This window comes from Streptomyces sp. NPDC101225 (assembly GCF_044767585.1).
GTDB lineage: Bacteria > Actinomycetota > Actinomycetes > Streptomycetales > Streptomycetaceae > Streptomyces.
The window spans coordinates 160,835-179,996 of record NZ_JBIWOE010000009.1 but is presented as its reverse complement, the minus strand read 5'-3'; the positions used below and the strand labels follow the sequence as shown (position 1 = coordinate 179,996).

Sequence of the window (19,162 nt, the reverse complement as noted above, 5' to 3'; positions counted from 1 at the left end):
TCGTCGCATCAATCCTGTGGCACACGTGTGGCTCAAGGCAACGCCGGAAAAGGCCCGATTCGCTGACCTTACGTAACCGTGACCTTCAGTAAGGGGGAGGCCTTTTCCCGCCCCTTACGCTCAGATAAGCCGCACCGCCAGGGGCATAGTGCCGTCGGCAGCTTGAAAGGGCTCAGGTCGCACGTCCTCGAATTACCGCACGGTTGACGTAACGAGTGGCCCTAATCTGCGGTCGCCGCCCAAATTTCGACGAGCCTGACGCCCTGTTCACGCCGCGCATGCTCGCCGAGGCCGCCACCGTCGCCCGCGTAGCGCGTACCGCCATCGAGCGGGCCCTACAGCGCGACGGCCGCACGGTGCGCCTCGACGCCCCGTGCCCCTGACGCCGAGGGCAACTCACCGAGCGCACCCCGCCCCGGGGGGCGAGCCGTCCGTGACCTGCTCGAACGGGGAGGCGTGCGGGGGCCCGTCATCCTCGACGGTGGCCGGCGCACGTGGCGGGGCGCCGATCTGGTCAGGTTGTGGGTGGCGATCGAAGCCGCCAAGGAACGGGCCGCCGTCAACGGCGCCTCCAGAACGCCATGAGTTCCGCCAGTGCCCGGATGATCTCCGGGCGCTGGGCAGCGTTGCTGCTCTTCAGACTGATGATCAGCGCAAGAAGAATCATGACCACGAGCAGCGCCAACGCGATAAGGAAGAGTTGCGGAGCAGCAATCGCTACTTGCTCCAGCACGGCCCACATTCCGCCTCCCGACGGGGTGTCAGCCGCCGCTTTCGAGAGACTTCGTGTGCTACACGAACCTCAACGAAGGCAGGCGGAAGCCTGTCATTGTGCAGAGCCCGCAGTCTGCAAACCCCCGCGGAAACGGGGGTTCTTCGTCGAGTTACCTCAGCCTGTCTGCGTCGTAGTTCGCGGGCAGCGCGATATTGCGCGAATGGACACTCAAGCCCAAGCCCCCTTTGGGGGCGTACCGGCGTACAACCGCCGGACTTTCTCAGACCGCGGAACAGGTTAGGGCACGAAGAGAGTCGCGCCAAGAAGCGCTGGTGGTAGCGCTGTTGGCGAGCACAACCATTGTGAACTGAGTTCAGTACTCGGTACAGTGGCGCATGACGGACGACACGTGGCACACCACACCAGGGAGCAGCCCTCATGGACACGTACCGCGCCGCCAACGCTGGATGCACCGGCCGCTATCGCCGTCCCGGCGCCCAGGAGACCCACTGCGGTCGCGACACCCTCGGCTGCCTCAGTGTCCCGGCCCGCCTGTGCCGCGCGTGCGTCAAGGCCGAAGCCCGAGACAGCGCCGAGGCCACCGCGCCCTGATCTTCGGTGGCCAGGTCGAGGCCGTCGACAACCGGCGCGCCCCCTCACAGGCCGAGGTCACCAGCACGTGGCGCGCAGAGTGGATCAGCAGCCGTACTGCCTCGACCGCCCCGACCCTGTTCGCGTAGCCCTACAGCCCGCCTCGACCGGGGCGGGCCCACCCACCAAGAGGACCGCATGAGCGATAAGCCGTTTCACCAGCACGTTCGGGACCACGTCACCGATCACGTACTTGACGAACTGATCAAACTGGCCGAACAGATCAAGGCCACACGCGAGATCACAGACACGCAAGCAGCCTCCCTCTACTCCCGCATGGAAACCGCCGGCCACATCCGCCGCCAGTGGAAGCAGGTCGAGGAGACGCTACCCGCCCTCATGGCGGAGGCCCGCAAAGACCAATGGAGCGTGGAAAGCATCGCCAGCACGCTCGGCGTAACCGACTCGTACGTCTACCGGCGACTGCGAGAGCACACCGAGTAGCCCCACCAGACACGTGCGGGCCCGCAACCGGTGACGACACCACCGGACGGGCCCGACTAACCACGGGAGTTGCCCCCATGGCCAGCACAAACGATACCGACACCCTCGACCGCGCCACGCGCCGCGCCACCGTGCGCCGCCTCGCCGACGAGGAGCAGCTCAGCAACCGCGAGATAGCGCGCCGCCTCGGCATCGGCAAGGACACCGTGCACCGCGGCCTCCCCGAAACCGCGTCGGCTGACGAGCCACCCGCCCCGATCAGCCAGCGATGGCCTAACTTATTTCGTCGTCGTCTGCGTCGAGAGACTCGGCGCCTTGCCCCTCGATCCCCTGCGTGGAGCCTTGCGGTCCTACAGCCGAGTCAGTACGCAAGCCAAAGGCTTTCCGAATCTTGTACCCCACACCGTCTGCGACTGCGCGTCCGGCCTCGGCCACGACCGGGTTGACGAACTGCACAAGGACTACACCGGTGCCGTAAGCGAGGAACATCGTCGGAATTCCACCGCCCGATCCAATAGCCGCTGCTGCACCAACGGCTTGTGTGACCACCTGGTTTAGGCTCAACCACGCGTGAGGGGGAGAACCAAACTCAGGCACCACCGCCTCATCACTCGTCAGGAGCTGCCATACAGCCCGTTGGGGCACTCTGGCAGTACGCTCACATTCTTCGGCAAAGTACTGCATCGCCGACGAAGAGGGCACCGGAGTCCTGGTACCCGGAACGGGTGGGGCGCTATGGGCGATACGGTTGCGAATATTTCTCAGTTCCGCCGCACGGAATTTTCCACTCGTGCCAATGATGCGCAATTCACATCGGCTCAACACGCCCTGGTCGAACGCGACGGAATACTCCACTACACGTAGTGGATCATTAGGGTACGCCACTCTGCCCTGAACCTCCCTGACCGAACGTGCACATCAACCTAGCCGACAGGCGGAGAGACCAGGTGACGGAGTACCTATCCATCCCGGGATGGCGGAAGAACTCGCTCTCAGCGCCCGCGATCTGCGTGCTAGGCGCAAGGGCGTCTACTCGGCAGCACCGCCCGGCAGTTCACAGACGACCTAGGGATGCTCGCAGGCTCGATGCCATCCAAGCCGTACGCCGCGCGTCTCGGGGTGTCGGCGACGAGCTAGGCATGGGCGTCACGTCGGAGGTGTTCGACTGCGTTGCGGAGGCTCAAACGATGGGCACTACGCCGCCGTCATCCAACTAGACGCTTGTCGCCAGCTGCCACGTCGTCAGGACTAACGCTTCTCGTGCCGTACCGGTCCACGTCGAACTTCCGGTATGGCCCCACCTGCGGCCAAGCGGAAAAGAGATCACAACGGACGCCCCGTGGTCAGGCAGCGCTGCGTTCCACGCTCCCCGGCTGCGACAGCAGCGAACGCAGCAGGGTCTTCTGCCGCGGGCCCAGCGGTGGGGCCTTGTCGACCTCAGCCTTGATCCGTCGCCAGTAGTCAGCCGCAGCAATGTCACCCGCCTCTTCTGCCCGGCGAATCCTGATGTCCTCATACGACGGCGACTGCGGGGCGCTCACTCGGCCTCCTGCACGAACGGCTTCAGCCGCATCCCGAGATCCGTGAGGTCATAGATGGCAGCCAGCCGGGCGAGCGTGTCAACGCTCACCCCCGCTACTCCGCGTTCCACCTTCGACAAGTGAGACGCATCCATGCGTGCCAGGGAAGCGGCCTGACCGAGGGTCCAACCCCGATTCCTTCGCAAGGCGCGCAGAGGAACATTTCGGGTAGACATTAAGGGTGGGTCGTCAACACTATTCGCCATGTCTAAATTCTACGCAAATTTGGAATCTAATTCCATTCCCCCAAAAGGCCCGGATAACCCGATACCCCTTGCGATGGAGACCCAAACTCCTGGACGGCTATCGATGGCCGACACCCCGCCCAGCTCCGTGAGCCCTTTACAGAGGGAATACCGCCTAGCGTCCCGACTCGCAATCTCCGATCGGCACCGCTAGAAGGCATAGCATTGTCGTCACGTCGGTGGCTTCCAATCAATCGCAATCGACTCCGGGTCGAAATACGACTTGTCGATACCCGGCCGGAAACCCGGTGGCCTCCCCTTCCGCGCCTTCCCAATCACAATGGTCATCAAGGCATCCACTACCTGCCTCCGCCGATCCAGATGCAGCGTCTGCCACATCTCCGCAATCGCCTCAGGGTCGCCCAGCGGCAGAGCCGCGATTACAGACGTGGAAGCCCGGCCGGCCATCTTTGCAGTGACCGCGTTCAGCCTCTCTCGGGTACCCGCTGTCATCTCCAGCATCTGCTCCCGGGTGATGAGGTCCTGGGTGTAGTCAGCGGCGATGCTGTCCAGTTTGATCCGCAGCATCTGGCCTTGGCTCGCCAGGTCCTCGCGAGGTTCTGCCTCAAGGACCTGTTTCAGGTGCAGCTCTGCAGCGTCTGGTCGGGCGAGCCGTGCCCGCGCCAAGTCCTCAATGTGCTGGTCGAGTTGGTGGGCGTCGCGAATGACATGGGTGGGCACCGCGTAGCACCGGTACGCGGGACGGTACGTCTTGCCGCCGTCCCGGACCTTCTTTACGCCTCCTACGCCCGTTGTGGAGCCTCGGACCGTGGAGCCGCACCAGCACCGTGCGAGGCCGCTGAGGAGCCATACACGGCCGTTGCCAGTCGTCGTGCGGCGGGCCGGATTCTCCAGAACCGCCTTGCATGCGCGCCACATCTCCTCGGCCTTAGCCCGGTCACCGTCCAAGACTGGCGGCCACACGGCCGGGCCAGCTATCTCGTAACGCTTCTTGCCGTCCTTGTCCTTTACGGACACCTCAAGAAGTCCTGCGTTCCGGGCTCGCAGCAGCATCTTCCGCAGTTCCTCGCCCTTCCAGTCACGCGCAATGGGATCGGTGCGGGTGCCGTCCGACAGGCGCTTGCGGCGCGGCACCGTGCGGACGCCTTCACGCGCCAGGGTGCGGCAGATCGACCGCAAGGACTCACCATCGATGATCGCCTTGGTGGCGTAGCGAATCCACCGCGCCTCGCCCTCGCGAACGGTGATGCCGTCGGCTTCGTACCCAAAGGGGCGCGGGCCGCCCCTGTAGATGCCCTGGGTGGCGGCCTCCGCCTTAGCGTCACGGACCCGCTCGCCGATCTCCTCGGACTCGTGCTGGTCGTCTACTGCCTTGCGGCGGGCCTCACGGCGACCGTCGGCGGTGGATAGGTTGACGGTGCCGGACTTGACCAGCTCGACGGCGATGCCTTTTTGCTCAACGAGGTCGAGGAAGTCGAAGGCGTCCCGCCAGTTGCGTTGAAGCCGGCGGGAGGTGAGAGCGAGAACGGCGTCTGCCTCACCGGAACGAAGCATGTCGAGCATCCGCTCGTACTGCGGCCGCCGCTTTCCTGAGTAGGCCGAGATGTCGTTGTCGATGAGGACTTCGACGACGTTCCAACCGAGTCGGGCGGCACGCTGGCGGCATGCCTTCTCCTGCCGGTCGACTCCTTCACGCCGCCCTTCCCTGTCGTCGGAGATCCGGCAGTAGATCACAGCACGGCGACGTATGCCGCTTTGTCCCTCATTCTGCATATTCAAATTTTACGTTTTAAGAGAGTCTTAGTCCACTACTTGACAGGTCGAAGCCCGATCCCGCCTTGGGGACGGAGGCCGGGCTGAGGCCCACCGTGAGCTTCTTCTGCGGCCACTCGCCGCCCGAGTTGACCACCGCCGCCCGCACCCGGTCCCGGCTCTCCGTCAGGCTCTTGTCCGGCAGCCCCACCAGCGTGAAGGCGGCCACGCCCGGCTCCAGGTCGGCCTGGACCTCGACGACCACGCCTTCGACGCCCACCAGGGCCACCGAGCACGTACGCGCGAATCCCATGTCAGGCCACCCCTCGCGCGTGCTCCACCACGGGGGCGCCCTTGCCGGGCAGGACGACGCCGACCAGGTCGACGCGGACGCCTCCCGGTGGCGCTCCCCCATGGGTCTGGATCCAGCGCTCGGCGAGGTTCCGCAGCCGCCGCGCCTTCTCCGGGGTGACGGCGGCCATCGGGTGCTCGAAGCGGCCGTCCCTGCGGGTCTTCACCTCGCAGACGACGAGTACGTCGCCGTCCACGGCGACGATGTCGATCTCGCCGGTCCTGCCGTCCCGCCAGTTGCGTGCCAGGACCGTCATCCCGGCTGCCGCCAGCCGCCGCGCGGCCAGATCCTCGCCGTACCTGCCGAGTGCACTGCGTGCGTTCATGTCGGCACCACCTCCGGCGCCAACCGTCGCGCATCGGCCCCGGCCAAGTGGATCTTGGTGGGCTACTCACCGGTTGTGGAAAAACCCGTCACCCGCACGGGGACAGGACCGGCGCGGAACAAGAACGGATCAGCTGCCCGGCAGCTCCAGATCGCTCTTGTTGAGCTCCTCGATGTTCACGTCCTTGAACGTGAGCACCCGCACCTGCTTCACGAACCGGGCCGGCCGGTACATGTCCCAGACCCAGGCGTCCGCCATGGACACCTCGAAGAAGACCTCGCCCTGGACCGAGTGCACCTGCATCTCGTAGTCGTTGGTCAGGTAGAAGCGCCGCTCGGTTTCGATCACGTATTTGAACAGACCGACGACATCGCGGTACTCCCGGTAGAGCTTCAGCTCCATCTCGGTCTCGTACTTCTCGAGGTCCTCGGCGCTCATGGCAGCTTCCCCTTCAGCCGTGCGATCCCACCATTGTGCGCCAGTCCCGTGAGCCCCTAGACGATTTCCGCGTCAAGGGTCACGGGCCCGGCCGGGGGACCTTCGTCGAGCAGCCGGCGCAGCAGCCCGGCGAGTCTGGTCGGATACACCGTCTCATGCGCCCGGGCCAGTTCCTCACAGGTCCACCAGCGTGCTCCGGCGACGCTGCGCCGCTCCAGGTCGGTGAGGCGGGTGGCCCCGGTCGCCGTCTGGGTCGTACGGGCCAGGAAGTACCACTCGTCCTGGTCCCAGCGGCGGCCCGCGAACGGGAACGAGCACATCCGCCGCCACAGCACCGGTCCGAGCTCGACGTCGGTGATGCCGGTCTCCTCGAAGAGTTCCCTGAGCGCGGCCTGTTCACGACTCTCGTCGCCCTCCACCCCGCCGCCCGGCGTGAACCACCACTCGTCGGCGGGGTCGTCCGGCTCGTGGCCGTTGAGCAGGAGGATGCGGTCGTCGGGGTCGAGCAGGACCACCCGGGCCACCTTGCGCAGGCCGCCCGTGTACGTGTCCCCGGACCCGCCCGTGGCGTCAGCGGGCACCCACGGGCTCCGTCCGCGCGCGCGATCGCCGGGCGGCCGTCCGCTTGGCGATCGGGCCGTAGGCGCCGCCGGCGAAGACGAGGACGGCGCCCGCGACGATCATGGTGAGGATGATGCGCAGCGGACCGGGCCGGGACAGCGGGCCGAGGGTCTCGAAACCGGTGGGTCGCTGCAGCATGCCCTTCATGGGCCAGGCGACGGCGTCGACGCGGGCCGTCACGGCGGACTCCGCGACCGTGCCCTGCGCCGCGTCGCTGAGGTGCGCGGAGGAGTCCAGGGAGCCCTCGCGCTCGTCACCGAGCAGGAACAGGCGGCCCTTGGGGACCTTCACGGACGGGATCTTCTTGTCCTCGGCGACGTTGTCCTTGAGGTACGACTCGTCGATCTGCCTGCCGTTGACGGTCAGCTTGCCGTCCGTGCAGCAGGAGACCGTGTCGCCGCCGACCGCGACCACGCGCTTGACCACGGCCGAGCCGGTCACCCAGCTGGTGTCGTTGAAGACGACGACGTCGCCCCTGCGGACCTCGCTGCCGTCCACACGCTGTGCCAGCACCCGGTCGCCGACGCCGATCGTCGGCGACATCGAGCTGGTCGGCACGGTGTACGGCCGGTACATCACGGCTCCCCAGGCGAATCCTCCGAGGAACAGCACGACGCCCAGTGCGACGGCCAGTCCGGACAGTCGCTGTCCGGTCCTGCTGCCCACCGGGCCTGTGCTGGTGCCACCGCTGCGCGGGGCCGTACGCGTAGTGCTCTCGCCACCCATGGGTCCGCACCCTACCCGGGGGTACGTGACCCGGTCAGCCCTTCACCGGCCGCCTTGGGCACAGCTACACCAGGGCTTCACCAAGAGGCGATCAGACCTGCTCCACCGAGTCGCCCCGGCGGGTGTCCACCGGCGCGGTCCGCCTGCGCCGCCACAGCACCACCGGCACCGCACCCGCGAGGGCGAGCGCGTTCGGCGCGGCCGTCAGGGCGGCGGACGCCGAGGACTGCTTGTCCAGACCGGGCTGGTCGAAGGTGTCCGGGATCGGCAGGGTGTTCCAGCGGGTGATCGGCCAGGCGATGACGATGGCGCGGCCGACGACCTGCTTCACCGGGACCATGCCGTTGTGCTTGTCGCTCTGGTTGTAGCGCGAGTCGCGGGAGTTCTGGCGGTGGTCGCCCATGACCCAGATGTAGCCCTTGGGGACCTTCACCGAGAACTGGCCGCCCTGGTCGTCGACGCTGCACGGGGTGTTGCCGGCGTAGACGACGGACGTGTCGTTCATCGCCTTGCCGTTGACCATCAGCGGGCCGGAGCCCTTGCAGGAGACGGTGTCGCCGCCGACGCCGACGACGCGCTTGATCAGGTCCTTCTCCTCCGCGGACGGCATCAGGCCGATCCAGCTGAGGACCTTCTGCAGCGCGTTCGGGGTGGGCGCCGGCTCACCCGCCAGCCAGTTGTCCGGGTCGTGGAAGACGACGACCTCGCCACGCGACGGCTCGGAGCCGAACCAGGGGGTGAGCTTGTCGACGAGGACACGGTCGCCCACCTGGAGGGTGTTCTGCATCGAGTCCGAAGGAATCGAGAACGCCTGCACCAGGAAGGTCTTGATCAGCAGCGCCAGCACGAGGGCGATACCGATCAGGATCGGCAGCTCCTTCCAGAAGGAGCGCTGCTTCCCGGACCTGGGGGGCGTACCGCCCGAGCCTTCCTTCTCGGTCCCGTCCCGGCCGCCCGGCTTCCCGCCGTCCTCGGTCGCCCCGGAGTCATTCCCGGAGGTCACGGCGCTGTCCGCGGCCGGGACGGCAGCGTCCACGGAATGACCGCGGTGCTCCTCGCCGTCGTGTCCGGACCGTGCGCCAACCGCCACATCCCCCACGCCAACTCCTCACTCTCTGCCGCCGCCTGCCCCATACACGGTGCAGGCCCACCACTCCCATAACGAGCGGGAGTTCCGCAGGGCTCGGGAGCTGGATCGTTCCGTTGAAATCGTCGGAAGCAACCCTATGCGACAGCCGCGGGGCCGCGGTCGTCCCCGACACGGAGTGGGAAACAGAGGCGAAAGTTTTAGGTTCTTTCAAGGCGTTCCAGTGCCCGAGCGGCCAGGCGATCACCATCGCCCGTCCCACCACCGAGTCCTCGGAGACCGTGCCGCCGTAGTCGGTGTTCTGATGGGCCCGGGAGTCCGCGGAGTTGGCGCGGTGGTCCCCCATCACCCACAGCCGCCCCTCGGGGACGGTGATGTCGAACTTCTGTGTGGAGGGGGCGTTTCCGGGATACAGGTAGTCGCCCTCGGTCAGGGGCACGCCGTTGACGGTCATCCGCCCTTGCGCGTCGCAGCACTTGACGTGGTCGCCTCCGACGCCGATGACCCGCTTGATGAGGTCCTTCTCGTTGGCGGAGGGCAGCAGACCGATGAAGGTCAGCCCCTCCTTGACCTGCTTGACGACGACGGGGTCGTTCTTCGTCGTCGTGGTCTGCTCGTCCGCGAGCCAGCCGCCGGGGTCCCTGAAGACGACGACGTCACCGCGCTTGGGCTCGGAGCCGAACCAGGGCGTGAACTTGTCGACCAGCACGCGGTCGCCGATCCGGATCGTCTGCTCCATCGAACCGGACGGAATCACGAACGCCTGGACCAGGAACGTCTTCAGGACCAGGGCTATGAGGACGGCGACGCCGACGAGGAGGGGTATCTCCTTGACCGCGCTGCGCCTGCGCCTTCGTTTGACCTTGCGCTGGAGCTTGCGCCGCTCGGCGCGGCTACGGCCGCTCGGCACCGATTTCCCGGTGCGCCGGGATCCGGTGGGCAGCAGGTTCTCCGTGGCGAAGGGGTCGCCGGGCCCCGAGCCGCGCGGCTTGCCGCGATTACCCATGGCCACCGCCGGCGGCGGGCACGCGCGCGTAGGCGCCGGGACGGTGCAGACGGGTCCAGTGGGCGGAGGGCCAGACGATCCAGTCGGCGCGTCCGACGACCTCGGAGACCGGGATCATGCCGCCGCCGGGTGAGCCCAGGTGGTCGCGGGAGTCGCTGGAGTCGCTGCGGTGGTCGCCGAGGACGAAGAGGGTGCCGTCGGGCACGACGACCTTGAAGGGCACCGTGGACGGACTGTCGCCGGGGTACAGGAACGTCGACTCGTCGACCGACCGGCCGTTCACCTCGATCCTCCCCTCCCTGTTGCAGCAGACCACACGGTCTCCCCCCACACCCACGACACGCTTGATGTAGTCCCCGCTACCGAAGTACCCCGTTCCGTCGAACACGACGACATCGCCGCGCCGCGGCTCGGCACCGAAACGGTACGCCAACTTATTTACGAGAACGCGGTCCCCGATCCTCAATCCGTTCTCCATGGATCCGCTGGGAATCTGGAACGGTTGCACCACGAAAGCGTTGAGAACCAGCAAAAACACCAGGCAGACGAGCAGCGTCAGGGAGATCCGCCCGCCCGGCAGCCGGTCGGCGATCCGCGACACCAACGCGAAACGCGACCGTCCCTCCGGTCCTTCTGTGTCCGAGGTCTCCTCGGACGGGGAAGGGCGGGAGGAGCGGTCGCGCTCCGTGTGCTGTGCTTCGGTGTCCATCGGGGCGGAATGTTATCCGGCTGTCCTATGGACCCCGGCGCGAGCTCAGCTCTCGCGCTTCTCCTTGATCTTCGCCGCCTTGCCGCGCAGTTCGCGCAGGTAGTACAGCTTGGCGCGACGCACGTCACCACGGGTGACGAGCTCGATCTTCTCCACGATCGGGGTGTGCACCGGGAAGGTGCGCTCGACGCCGACGGAGAAGGAGACCTTGCGGACCGTGAAGGTCTCGCGCACGCCGGCACCCTGGCGGCGGATCACCACGCCCTTGAACTGCTGCACACGGGAGCGGTTGCCCTCGATGACGCGGACGTGGACGTTGACGGTGTCGCCGGGGCGGAAGGCCGGGACGTCGCTGCGCAGCGACGCGGCGTCGACGGAGTCGAGCAGGTGAGACATTTCGTCTGCTTTCTTCGCTGATGCCACAGGTCATCAACGGCAACTAGGTTTCTGAAGGATGCTGCCGTCGTCGGGGCGGGCGTCGTGTCCCCCTGTGGCAGGGGCGCACGCCGGACGGCGCACAGCAGCGGCCTATTCTTCCACGCCCTGCGCCCTGCGCCAAAATCGGCCGTGCGGCTCTCCCTCCGGATCCGGGGCCCAGCCCAGGATGGAGAGCATCTCGCGGTCCTTCTTGTCGAAGGCCCCGGGGTCGCAGCGCTCGATGAGGTCGGGCCGGTTGGCGGTCGTGCGCCTCAGGGCCTCGTCGCGGCGCCAGCGGGCGATCTTGCCGTGATGCCCGCTGAGCAGCACGTCGGGGATGCCGCGGCCGCGCCACTCGGGCGGCTTGGTGTAGACGGGGCCTTCCAGGAGGCCGGCCATGGCGCCGGGCGCGAAGGAGTCGTCGCGGTGGGACTCGGCGTTGCCGAGGACGCCGGGCAGCAGGCGGGCCACGGCCTCCGTGACGACCAGGACGGCCGCCTCGCCGCCCGCGAGGACGTAGTCGCCGATCGACACCTCGTACACGGGCATGCGGCCGGCGTACTCGTCGATCACGCGGCGGTCGATGCCCTCGTAGCGCGCCGGTGTGAAGATCAGCCAGGGGCGCTCGGAGAGCTCCACGGCGAGCTCCTGGGTGAAGGGGCGGCCGCTGGGCGTGGGGACGATCAGGGCGGGTGCGTGGGAGCCGGTCTCGTAGCCGTCGGCGAGGACGCGGTCGAGCGCCTCGCCCCAGGGACCGGTCTTCATGACCATGCCGGGGCCGCCGCCGTACGGGGTGTCGTCGACGGTGTTGTGGCGGTCGTACGTCCACGCGCGCAGGTCGTGCACCCGGACGTCGAGCTGCCCACGCGCGCGTGCCTTGCCGACGAGGGAGACGTTCAGCGGTTCCAGGTACTCGGGGAAGATCGTGACGACGTCCAGGCGCATGTCCTACGACTCTTCCCGCGTCGGGACGGTCTCCGCCCGGTCGTCGATCAGGCCCGGGGGCGGGGTGATGACCGCCCGCTGCTCCCGGAGGTCGATCTCGGTGACGATCTCCTCGACGAAGGGGATCATCACCTCGCTCCCGTCGGGCCGCTCGATGATGAAGAGGTCCTGGGACGGCAGGTGCGAGATCTCGGTGATCCGGCCGACCTCGACGCCGTCGGCGGTGACCACGTCGAGGTCCATCAGCTGGTGGTCGTAGTACTCGTCCTCCTCCTCGGGCACCTCCTGCGGGTCGACCTCGGCGATCAGGAGGATGTTGCGGAGGGCTTCGGCGCCGGTGCGGTCCTTGACGCCCGCGAAGCGCAGGAGGAGGCGACCGCTGTGGACGCGGCCGGTCTCGATGGTGAGGGGTCCCGCGGCGGCGGGATCGGTGGTGAGCACGGCTCCGGGCGCGAGCCTGAGCTCCGGCTCGTCGGTGCGTACCTCGACGGTGACCTCGCCCTTGATGCCATGGGCGCGGCCGATCCGTGCGACTACCAGCTGCACGTGTCCTGATCTCCTGTCGTACGGCTCGGGCCGGGGACGGCCCACAGGCCCTCCCCGGCCCGAGCCGGTGGTGCGTTTGGCGTCAGCGGACGTGGTCGACGTCGACGAGGTCGACGCGGACACCGCGGCCGCCGATGGCGCCCACGACGGTGCGCAGAGCGCGTGCGGTGCGGCCGTTGCGGCCGATCACCTTGCCGAGGTCGTCGGGGTGGACCCGGACCTCGAGCACACGCCCGCGGCGCAGGTTGCGCGAGGCGACCCGCACATCGTCAGGGTTGTCGACGATGCCCTTCACGAGGTGCTCGAGAGCCTCCTCGAGCATGCTCAGGCCTCGGTCGACGCGGACTCGGCGGCGGCCTCGTCCTTCTTCTCAGCCTTCTTCTTCTGGGTGATCGCCTCACCCTTGCCCTCGTCGCCGCCGCCAAGGGCCTCGAACGACGGGCGCGCGGCCTTCTCGGCCGGCTGCAGCAGCGGCGCCGGGGCGGGCTCGCCCTTGAACTTCTGCCAGTCGCCGGTCTTCTTCAGGATGGCGAGCACGGGCTCGGTCGGCTGGGCGCCGACGGAGAGCCAGTACGCCACGCGGTCCGCGTTGACCTCGATGCGCGAGGGGTTCTGCACCGGGTGGTACAGACCGATCTCCTCGATCGCACGGCCGTCACGGCGGGTGCGGGAGTCGGCGACGACGATGCGGTAGTGAGGCGAACGGATCTTGCCCAGACGCTTCAGCTTGATCTTGACTGCCACGGGAGTGGACTCTCCTGGTTTTGACGTGGTTGGGCACGGCGAGACGGCCGCGTGGGGTTGCGGTACCCGAGTGCCCGATGGACGCGTCAGCCGGAGGAGAGAGGGGTCCTGTGCGGCTGTCGAGTACAGCTAGCCATTGTGCCACACCCTGGGGGCCGCTTCGGGCCGAGGGGCCGCACAGGAATCCGGGCATGGCTGAGACGCGTCCCGCGCCCCGGGACACCGCCGCCGCGTGCACGGCGGCGGCACCCCGGGACCCGCCGGCCGCACCGGCAGCCACGAGATGCCGGTACCGACGGTCGCCGTCAGGCGGCCCCCACCACCTCCGGGATGCGGAACGGCTTCCCGCAGCCACCGCACACGATCGGGGCCTGGGCCAGGACGGAGGGGACCACGCGGACGTTGCGCCCGCAGTCGCAGACCGCCTTCACCCGGACGCCGCCACCGGACGAGCCGTGCCGGGCGGCCGGGCCCCGGAAGCTCTTCGGGGTGTCGGCGGAGGTGGCCGCCGTGTGGGCCTTCAGGGCGCGCTGCAGCCGCTCGATCGTCGGGCGGTAGCGGCGCTTGGCCTCGGGGTTGAGCGTGACCAGCGAGAAGCCGCTGCTGGGGTGCGGTTCCTCGGGGTGGTCCAGGCCCAGCTCCTCGGCGATGGCGAGGAATCTCCGGTTGTGGTAGCGGCCGGCACGGGACGTGTCGCGCACGCCGCGCGCGGCGGCGATGCCATGGACTGCCTCATGGAGCAGTCGCTCGAAGGAGAGCTCGTGACCGCAGGCGGACGAGGACTCTCCGATCAGGGACTCGGGCGCGGCCAGATCGGGCAGCTCGGGGTGGTACCGCTGAATGTCGGCCCACGCCTGTGCCAGCTCTGCGGCCAGAACAGGTGGTGTCTGTGTCGTGCTCACGTAATGACAACGAGCGGGGGTGCCGCTGTGTTCCTATTCCGGGCCATCCCAAATAATTTGCACGTACCCGTCAGTTGCCGCTGATGCGTCGCGACGAGGGCGGGTGCGCTGATCTGCGGAGAAACCTCACAGCTCATACCAAGCCGGTACGTAGTCGGGGCTACGACCCGGCGCGTAGACGATGTCCACACGCCGGTGCGGCCGTGATCCGTGGATACGCAAGAGGCGTTTCGGCCGCTCTCGGGGCGGAAGGCGCTACCTCATTAAGCGCCGTCGGGTCCCGCGACGTTACCGGGACCCGGCGATCGTAGTGGCCCAGGTTGCCGGGATGTGAAATCTCGCCACTCCCGCAGCGAACCCTCAAGCTGGGCCCGGATAGCACTGGACGCGCGGTCGAGTGCGGAGTTACCTGGCATACGGGGGGAGTGCGAGCGCACGTCACGGGGGCCACGGAAACGGGCACAGCGGCAACTCTCGGCGGATTGGGGCGCTTTACATGACACCTACGCTCGTGCGGCGGCACTTCTCCCACGCGGGTGAGACACCCCCTGTGGACCGGTGTGCACGCGCGCGTGACTGGTCCGAGATCCAGGAGCGGATGCTGGTCCCGCTCTACGAGGCCGTCTACGAGCGACTGGAAGTGGGCTCCGGCACCCGGCTGCTGGGGCTCGGCTGCGGCAGTGGGCTCGCCCTCGTCATGGCGGCGTCCAGAGGGGCCGCGGTGACCGGCATCGACCATTCCTGCCCGGAACGGCTCGCCCTGGCGCGGGAGCGGCTGCTCCCGGACGCGTGGCACGCACGCGCGCGTGCGGACACCCGGCTCGTCGACGGTTCACCCGCGGACATAGGGGGCGCGAGCGGCGCGGAGACGCCCGCGTACACCCTGGTGACCGCCTTCGAGCCCATCGGGTGTCTGGCGGGCGACTCGGAGGGACTCGGCGGGCTGTTGCAGGCAGCGACGCCGCTCGCCGAGCGCGGGGCGCCCGTGGTGCTCGCCGGCTGGGGTCCGCCGGAACGCTGCGCCACGTCGTCCGTGCTGCGGGTGGCCGCCAAGCTGGCGGATCCGCTGCGCGGCGCGGGCAGCTGGCGCCCCGCCCTTCGCGACGACCTGGAGCTGGTGGCCCAGCGGGCGGGGCTGAAGCCCGACGGCTCGGGACGGGTCGCGTGCCCCTTCGGGTACGCCGACACCGAGAGCGCGGTACGGGGGCTGCTGTCGACGGGCCTGTTCGACGCGGCGGTCCGCGCCACGGACCAGGCGCAGGTGGACAAGGAGCTGGCGGAGGCACTGCATCCGTATCTGCGGCAGGACGGGACCGTGTGGATGCCGAACGTCTTCCGCTACCTGATCGCGCGGATCCCCTGAGACCTCACGCCCCGTCCTTCGTCAGGCGCGCGACACCGGCGATGCGGTAGGCGTCCGCCTCCTCCAGGGTCTCGTTCTCCAGCAGCGCGTGCGCCAGCGCGTCGAGCCGGAAGCGGTGCTCGCCCAGCTTGCGGCACGCCTCGTCGTAGCACTCGTCGACGATGCGGCGCATCTCGCCCTCGATCACGTCGAGGGTCTGCGGGGCGGCGGCGAGACCGTACGCCTGCTGGGCGTCCGCGGGCAGGGCGGACAGCCGGCCGACGCGCTCGCTCATCCCCCACCGGGCGACCATCCCGCGCGCGATGGCGGTGACCTGCTCCAGGTCGTTCTCGGCGCCGGTCGTGACGACGCCGTGGACGACCTGTTCCGCCGCCATGCCGCCGAGGGCGCCGATGATGCGGCCGCGCAGGTACTCCTCGGTGTACGCGTACCTGTCGGACTCCGGTGTCGACAGCGTGACGCCCAGGGCGCGGCCGCGCGGGACGATGGTGATCTTGCGGACGGGGTCGGCGCCGGGCTGGAGCATGCCGAGCAGGGCGTGGCCGCTCTCGTGGTACGCGGTGCGCCGGCGCTCCTCCTCGGGCATCACCAGGGGCCGTTCGGCGCCCAGCTGGACCTTTTCCAGGGCCTCCGAGAGGTCGCTCTGCGTCACCCGCTCCTGTCGGCGCCTGACGGCGAGCAGGGCCGCCTCGTTGGCGAGGTTGGCGAGTTCCGCGCCGGTCATGCCCGGGGTCGTACGGGCGATCCGGGCGAGGTCCACGCCCTGGGCGAGCGGGATCTCGCGGGTGTGGATCTCCAGGATCGCCTCGCGGCCGCCGCGGTCCGGGGGCAAGACCTGGACGACGCGGTCGAAGCGGCCGGGACGGGTCAGGGCCGGGTCCAGGACGTCGGCGCGGTTGGTGGCGGCGATGACGACGACACCCTCGGAGCCCGAGAAGCCGTCCATCTCGGTCAGGATCTGGTTCAGCGTCTGCTCGCGCTCGTCGTGGCCGCCCACGCCCGCACCACCGCCGCGGGCCCGGCCGATGGTGTCGATCTCGTCGATGAAGATGATCGACGGAGCCACCTTGCGGGCCTGCGCGAACAGCTCACGCACGCGTGAGGCGCCGACGCCGACGATCATCTCGATGAACTCGGAGGCGGAGGCCGAGAAGAAGGGCACGCCCGCCTCGCCGGCGACGGCGCGCGCGAGCAGGGTCTTGCCGGTGCCGGGCGGGCCGGTGAGCAGCACGCCGCGCGGCATCTTGGCGCCCATCCTGCGGTAGGCGTCCGGGGTCTCCAGGAAGTCCACGACGTCGTTGAGTTCGCCCTCGACCTCGTCGATGCCGGCCACGTCCGCGAAGGTGGTGCGCTGCTGCCCCGGCTCCAGCTCGACCGGCCTGGGCGGTGCCTTGCGGCCGAGCATCCCGCCCGCGCCGCCGAGACCCGCGCTCATCCGCCGCGCGATGAGGACCCACACCGCGATCAGGAGCAGCATCGGCGCCAGCGAGATCAGCAGATTGGCCAGAAAACCGCGGTGCTGGACGACCGGCTCGGCCGTGACGGTCACGTCGTGGTTGGTCAGCTCCTCCCACAGCTGGTCGTCCGCGAAGGACGGGCGCTGGGTGTTGAACTTGGTGTACGTGCCCTCGCCCTCGGGATTGTCCTGGCCCTTCTTGAGCTGGCCCTGGATCGCGTCGCCCTTGGCGTAGATCTTCTTGACGTTGCCCGCGTCGACCTGCTTGCTGAACTCGGTGTACGAGATCGTCGGCTCGTCGCCCTCGTTGAAGAACGACAGGACCAGATTGGCGATCAGGTACACGACCAGCGCGGTGAGGATCAGGCTCCACCAGCCGCCGCGCATCCTGCGCCCGCCCGGCGGCGGCTTCGGCGTCTCGTCGGGCGTGCCCTCGGTGCGCCAGGGCTGGTCCGGCGACGAGCGCGGCGGGGCGGGGTCGGTCATATCCGGACGTTACGACAACGACCAACCCCTGGCACACGCGGCGGGCGACCCCGGCCGCCGGGCCTCCCGAGGCCTCAGCCCATGAACTTCTTGAACTCGTCCGGCAGCTCGAAGTCCTGCGGAGCCTGCTGGCCCGGCACCCCGAAGGCGCCGCCCTCAGCGGCGGCGGCCCGGCGTGCGGCCTCCTCCTGCTCCTGCTGCTTGCGCTTCATCGGGTTGCCGGAGCGCTGCTTGCCCTTGGCCTTCTTCGGCTGCTTCTTGGTGCGGCCGGGGCCGCCGCCCATGCCCGGCATCCCGGGCATCCCCGGCATGCCGCCGCCCTGGGCCATGCGGGACATCATCTTGCGGGCCTCGAAGAACCGCTCGACGAGGTTCTTCACGGCGCTGACCTCGACGCCGGAACCCTTGGCGATACGGGCGCGGCGCGAGCCGTTGATGATCGTCGGCTCCTGGCGCTCGGCCGGGGTCATCGACTTGATGATCGCGGCCGTGCGGTCGACGTCGCGCTCGTCGAGGTTGTTGATCTGGTCCTTGATCTGGCCCATGCCCGGGAGCATGCCGAGCAGCTTGCTGATGCTGCCCATCTTCCTGACCTGCTCCATCTGGGCCAGGAAGTCGTCCAGGGTGAAGTCCTGGCCCTTCTTCGACGCCAGCTTGGAGGCCATCTTCTGGGCCTCTTCCTGGCTGAACGTCTTCTCCGCCTGCTCGATCAGGGTGAGCAGGTCACCCATGTCGAGGATGCGGGAGGCCATCCGGTCCGGGTGGAAGGCGTCGAAGTCCTCGAGCTTCTCGCCGTTCGAGGCGAACATGATGGGCTTGCCGGTGACCTGGCGGATCGACAGGGCGGCACCACCTCGGGCGTCACCGTCGAGCTTGGAGAGCACCACGCCGTCGAAGCCGACGCCGTCGCGGAATGCCTCGGCGGTGGTGACCGCGTCCTGGCCGATCATCGCGTCGACGACGAACAGGATCTCGTCCGGGGAGACGGCGTCGCGGATGTCCGCGGCCTGCTGCATCATCTCCTGGTCGATGCCGAGGCGGCCGGCGGTGTCCACGACCACGATGTCGTGGACCTTGGACTTCGCGAAGTCGATGGAGTCCTTGGCGACCTTGACCGGGTCGCCCACGCCGTTGCCCGGCTCGGGGGCGTAGACCGCGACGCCGGCGCGCTCGGCGACGACGCTCAGCTGATTGACGGCGTTCGGGCGCTGGAGGTCGGCGGCGACCAGCAGCGGCGAGTGTCCCTGCTCCTTCAGCCAGCGGCCGAGCTTGCCCGCGAGGGTGGTCTTACCGGCACCCTGCAGACCCGCCAGCATGATCACGGTCGGCGGCTGCTTGGCGAAGCGCAGGCGCCGGGTCTCGCCGCCGAGGATCGTGACGAGCTCGTCGTTGACGATCTTCAGGACCTGCTGCGCCGGGTTCAGCGCCCGGGAGACCTCCGCGCCGAGGGCGCGCTCCTTGACGTTCTTGATGAACGACCGGACGACGGGCAGCGCCACGTCGGCCTCGAGCAGCGCGATACGGATCTCACGCGCGGTGGCGTCGATGTCCGCCTCGGAGAGCCGTCCCTTGCCGCGCAGGTTCTTGAAAGTCGCTGAGAGGCGATCGGAAAGAGTATCGAACACGGCGCTCGCGGTCCTCGGGGTCGGTGGCAGCTGACGAATCGCCCTCCAGGGTATCCCGGGTCGGTA

Annotated in this window: 23 protein-coding genes and 1 pseudogene; 3 read left to right on the top strand and 21 right to left on the bottom strand. The window is 68.5% G+C overall.

All coding sequences use genetic code 11. The features are described 5' to 3' along the window. Nucleotides 1–559: 559 nt before the first annotated feature. Complete coding sequence (locus tag ACIRPX_RS16035) at nt 560–742, bottom strand: hypothetical protein (RefSeq protein ID WP_404194022.1); 183 nt, start codon at nt 740–742, stop codon at nt 560–562. 411 nt (nt 743–1,153) lie between these two features. Here ACIRPX_RS16035 and ACIRPX_RS16030 point away from each other — a divergent pair, with 411 nt between their 5' ends. Then, on the top strand, nt 1,154–1,327 hold the full coding sequence (locus ACIRPX_RS16030; protein ID WP_404194019.1) for a hypothetical protein: 174 nt from the start codon (nt 1,154–1,156) through the stop codon (nt 1,325–1,327). Nucleotides 1,328–1,504: 177 nt separating this feature from the next. After that, nucleotides 1,505–1,810, top strand: coding sequence for a hypothetical protein (locus tag ACIRPX_RS16025; RefSeq protein WP_404194017.1), 306 nt, complete (start codon nt 1,505–1,507; stop codon nt 1,808–1,810). A gap of 273 nt (nt 1,811–2,083) precedes the next feature. On the opposite strand, the gene ACIRPX_RS16020 is transcribed toward ACIRPX_RS16025, so the two are convergent. The 18 genes and pseudogenes from ACIRPX_RS16020 to ACIRPX_RS15935 all read right to left on the bottom strand — a co-directional run bounded on the left by ACIRPX_RS16020 (nt 2,084) and on the right by ACIRPX_RS15935 (nt 14,166). After that, nucleotides 2,084–2,665, bottom strand: a complete 582-nt coding sequence (locus ACIRPX_RS16020) for a hypothetical protein (RefSeq protein WP_404194015.1) — start codon at nt 2,663–2,665, stop codon at nt 2,084–2,086. A 488-nt stretch (nt 2,666–3,153) separates the two neighbouring features. Then, the gene (locus ACIRPX_RS16015) at nt 3,154–3,351 is read right to left on the bottom strand and encodes a hypothetical protein (RefSeq protein WP_404194012.1); all 198 of its coding nucleotides are present in this window, start codon (nt 3,349–3,351) and stop codon (nt 3,154–3,156) included. Beyond that, nucleotides 3,348–3,566, bottom strand: a complete 219-nt coding sequence (locus ACIRPX_RS16010) for a helix-turn-helix domain-containing protein (RefSeq protein ID WP_404194262.1) — start codon at nt 3,564–3,566, stop codon at nt 3,348–3,350. The genes ACIRPX_RS16015 and ACIRPX_RS16010 overlap by 4 nt, the downstream gene beginning before the upstream one ends. A 240-nt stretch (nt 3,567–3,806) precedes the next feature. Next, the gene (locus ACIRPX_RS16005) at nt 3,807–5,369 is read right to left on the bottom strand and encodes a recombinase family protein (RefSeq protein ID WP_404194008.1); all 1,563 of its coding nucleotides are present in this window, start codon (nt 5,367–5,369) and stop codon (nt 3,807–3,809) included. A 40-nt stretch (nt 5,370–5,409) separates the two neighbouring features. Then, a pseudogene (locus ACIRPX_RS16000) lies at nt 5,410–5,661 on the bottom strand (magnesium chelatase domain-containing protein); the annotation flags it as partial. Between the two features lies 1 nt (nt 5,662). Then, nucleotides 5,663–6,025 (bottom strand): YraN family protein, encoded by a 363-nt coding sequence (locus ACIRPX_RS15995; RefSeq protein ID WP_404194005.1) that lies wholly within the window; start codon nt 6,023–6,025, stop codon nt 5,663–5,665. Between the two features lie 129 nt (nt 6,026–6,154). Continuing rightward, on the bottom strand, nt 6,155–6,463 hold the full coding sequence (locus ACIRPX_RS15990; protein ID WP_005311352.1) for a DUF2469 domain-containing protein: 309 nt from the start codon (nt 6,461–6,463) through the stop codon (nt 6,155–6,157). 56 nt (nt 6,464–6,519) lie between these two features. Next, a complete protein-coding gene (locus ACIRPX_RS15985; protein ID WP_404194002.1) occupies nt 6,520–7,044 on the bottom strand; it encodes an NUDIX hydrolase in 525 nt (174 codons plus the stop codon). Beyond that, nucleotides 7,034–7,810, bottom strand: a complete 777-nt coding sequence (gene lepB, locus ACIRPX_RS15980; protein WP_404193999.1) for a signal peptidase I — start codon at nt 7,808–7,810, stop codon at nt 7,034–7,036. The genes ACIRPX_RS15985 and lepB (ACIRPX_RS15980) overlap by 11 nt, the downstream gene beginning before the upstream one ends. 91 nt (nt 7,811–7,901) lie before the next feature. Further along, on the bottom strand, nt 7,902–8,909 hold the full coding sequence (lepB, locus tag ACIRPX_RS15975; RefSeq protein ID WP_404193996.1) for a signal peptidase I: 1,008 nt from the start codon (nt 8,907–8,909) through the stop codon (nt 7,902–7,904). After that, nucleotides 8,797–9,903, bottom strand: a complete 1,107-nt coding sequence (gene lepB, locus ACIRPX_RS15970; protein WP_404193993.1) for a signal peptidase I — start codon at nt 9,901–9,903, stop codon at nt 8,797–8,799. The genes lepB (ACIRPX_RS15975) and lepB (ACIRPX_RS15970) overlap by 113 nt, the downstream gene beginning before the upstream one ends. Further along, on the bottom strand, nt 9,896–10,612 hold the full coding sequence (gene lepB / locus ACIRPX_RS15965) for a signal peptidase I (RefSeq protein WP_404193991.1): 717 nt from the start codon (nt 10,610–10,612) through the stop codon (nt 9,896–9,898). Before lepB (ACIRPX_RS15965) ends, lepB (ACIRPX_RS15970) begins: the two co-directional genes overlap by 8 nt. A 45-nt stretch (nt 10,613–10,657) precedes the next feature. Next, a complete protein-coding gene (rplS, locus tag ACIRPX_RS15960) occupies nt 10,658–11,008 on the bottom strand; it encodes a 50S ribosomal protein L19 (RefSeq protein ID WP_016432403.1) in 351 nt (116 codons plus the stop codon). Nucleotides 11,009–11,140: 132 nt separating this feature from the next. Then, nucleotides 11,141–11,974 (bottom strand): tRNA (guanosine(37)-N1)-methyltransferase TrmD, encoded by an 834-nt coding sequence (gene trmD / locus ACIRPX_RS15955; protein WP_404193988.1) that lies wholly within the window; start codon nt 11,972–11,974, stop codon nt 11,141–11,143. A gap of 3 nt (nt 11,975–11,977) precedes the next feature. Continuing rightward, entirely contained in the window at nt 11,978–12,520 is a 543-nt protein-coding gene (gene rimM / locus ACIRPX_RS15950) for a ribosome maturation factor RimM (RefSeq protein ID WP_404193985.1), read from the bottom strand. Between the two features lie 82 nt (nt 12,521–12,602). Continuing rightward, on the bottom strand, nt 12,603–12,842 hold the full coding sequence (locus ACIRPX_RS15945; RefSeq protein WP_404193982.1) for an RNA-binding protein: 240 nt from the start codon (nt 12,840–12,842) through the stop codon (nt 12,603–12,605). 2 nt (nt 12,843–12,844) lie between these two features. Further along, nucleotides 12,845–13,264, bottom strand: coding sequence for a 30S ribosomal protein S16 (gene rpsP / locus ACIRPX_RS15940; RefSeq protein ID WP_404193979.1), 420 nt, complete (start codon nt 13,262–13,264; stop codon nt 12,845–12,847). A 305-nt stretch (nt 13,265–13,569) separates the two neighbouring features. After that, nucleotides 13,570–14,166 (bottom strand): hypothetical protein, encoded by a 597-nt coding sequence (locus ACIRPX_RS15935; protein WP_384263272.1) that lies wholly within the window; start codon nt 14,164–14,166, stop codon nt 13,570–13,572. A gap of 496 nt (nt 14,167–14,662) precedes the next feature. Between ACIRPX_RS15935 and ACIRPX_RS15930 the strand changes: the two genes are divergently transcribed. After that, entirely contained in the window at nt 14,663–15,529 is an 867-nt protein-coding gene (locus tag ACIRPX_RS15930) for an SAM-dependent methyltransferase (protein WP_404193976.1), read from the top strand. Between the two features lie 4 nt (nt 15,530–15,533). Here the strand turns inward: ACIRPX_RS15930 and ftsH are convergent, their stop codons facing one another. Beyond that, entirely contained in the window at nt 15,534–17,471 is a 1,938-nt protein-coding gene (ftsH, locus tag ACIRPX_RS15925) for an ATP-dependent zinc metalloprotease FtsH (RefSeq protein ID WP_404193974.1), read from the bottom strand. 74 nt (nt 17,472–17,545) lie between these two features. Beyond that, nucleotides 17,546–19,096 (bottom strand): signal recognition particle protein, encoded by a 1,551-nt coding sequence (gene ffh, locus ACIRPX_RS15920; RefSeq protein ID WP_404193971.1) that lies wholly within the window; start codon nt 19,094–19,096, stop codon nt 17,546–17,548. Nucleotides 19,097–19,162: the final 66 nt, after the last annotated feature.